The 1,694-nt window shown below is 56.3% G+C and carries 1 protein-coding gene and 2 pseudogenes; all 3 read left to right on the top strand.

Going from position 1 to position 1,694, the window contains the following annotated elements:
- Positions 1-247, top strand: a pseudogene (locus JIG41_RS01395) (sodium:proton antiporter); the annotation flags it as partial.
- 3 nt (positions 248-250) lie between these two features.
- Positions 251-763, top strand: coding sequence for a signal peptidase II (gene lspA / locus JIG41_RS01390; protein WP_004813174.1), 513 nt, complete (start codon positions 251-253; stop codon positions 761-763).
- A gap of 21 nt (positions 764-784) precedes the next feature.
- A pseudogene (locus JIG41_RS01385) lies at positions 785-1,694 on the top strand (ISL3-like element ISPpu12 family transposase); the annotation flags it as partial.

Raw genomic sequence — 1,694 nt, 5'->3', positions numbered from 1 at the left:
CGCATTCGTCGCATTGATTGCCAATACCAGTTGTCTGCTGCTCATATCCAAACATCGGGAAGGCGGGGCGCACATGAAGGCAAGCTGGATATTCTCGGCCAACGACGTGGTGATCAACCTGGGGGTCATCACCGCCGGCGCTCTGGTCGCGTGGACCGGGTCCAATTATCCGGATCTGATTATCGGCACCATCGCGGGGGTAATTGTACTTAACGGTGCTAGACGCATTCTGGCGCTCAAGGATTAAGCAATGTCCATTTTTGGCAAACATCTGTCACCGTACGCTCTGTTGTCCATCTCCGGCCTGCTGGCAGCGTCTGATCAGGCCGTAAAATGGCTGGTGCAACAATCAATGGCATATGGCGAGTCTATTTCAGTGACCTCATTCTTTAACTGGGTACACGTATGGAATACCGGTGCCGCATTCAGTCTTTTTGCGAATGGTGGAGGCTGGCAGCGCTACTTTTTTATCGGAATCGCGGTAGTGGTCTCGATTTTTCTGATCAAGCTGATCCTTGAAAATCGTCATAAAGGAGAAGCCATCGCTTACAGTCTTATCCTCGGTGGCGCCATGGGCAACCTGATTGACCGGGTCTTTCGCGGCTATGTTGTGGATTCCTTTGATTTCTATTGGCGAGACTGGCATTGGCCGGCCTTCAACCTGGCTGATATTGCAATTGTCCTCGGTGCCTTACTTTTAGTTTCCAGCAGCTTGTTGGGTAAAAAAGCAAACACCAATGCCGAGTCGGATGGATCTGACTGACACCTACGCCTATACAACACCATGACCGAACTTCCCGACAACATCCTTCACCTGCCGCAATACCAAGTACTGGGCTGCAAATCAACCGACGACGAAATGCACTTCCAGGTGGACGTGCCCGATCCCATCGCCTGCGAGGAATGCGGCGTGCAGGGTGAGTTCGTACGGTTCGGCAAGCGTGACGTTCCCTATCGTGATCTGCCCATCCACGGCAAGCGGGTCACTCTCTGGGTGGTCCGCCGCCGATACACCTGCCGGGCCTGCAAGACAACATTCAGGCCCCAGCTACCGGAGATGGTGGACGGATTCCGTATGACACTGCGGCTGCATGAGTACGTGGAGAAGGAATCCTTCAACCACCCCTACACCTTTGTGGCGGCACAGACCGGCCTGGACGAGAAGACGGTGCGCGACATCTTCAACGCCCGCGCCGAGTTCCTGGGGCACTGGCACCGCTTCGAGACGCCCCGCATCCTGGGCATTGACGAGCTATACCTGAACAAGCGCTACCGCTGCATTCTGACCAACATTGAGGAGCGAACCCTGCTCGACCTGCTGGCCACCCGCCGCCAGGACGTGGTGACCAACTACCTGATGAAGCTGAAAGACCGGCAGAAGGTCGAGATCGTCAGCATGGACATGTGGAACCCCTACCGGGCAGCGGTCAAGGCTGTGCTGCCCCAGGCCCGTATCGTGGTCGATAAGTTCCATGTGGTGCGCATGGCCAACGATGCCCTAGAGAGAGTGCGCAAGGGCCTCAGAAAGGAGCTGAAACCGTCCCAGAGTCGGACTCAAGGGAGACCGGAAAATCCTGCTGAAACGCGCTCACGAAGTCTCAGACCGGGAGCGCCTCATCATGGAGACCTGGACAGGCGCGTTCCCGCAACTGCTGGCCGCCTACGAGCACAAGGAGCGCTTCTACGGCATCTGG

This window comes from Pseudoalteromonas sp. bablab_jr011 (genome assembly GCF_016464045.1).
Taxonomy (GTDB): domain Bacteria; phylum Pseudomonadota; class Gammaproteobacteria; order Enterobacterales; family Alteromonadaceae; genus Pseudoalteromonas; species Pseudoalteromonas lipolytica.
The sequence above is the reverse complement of the archived record's forward strand: the minus strand, read 5'-3'. Positions and strand labels throughout refer to the sequence as shown.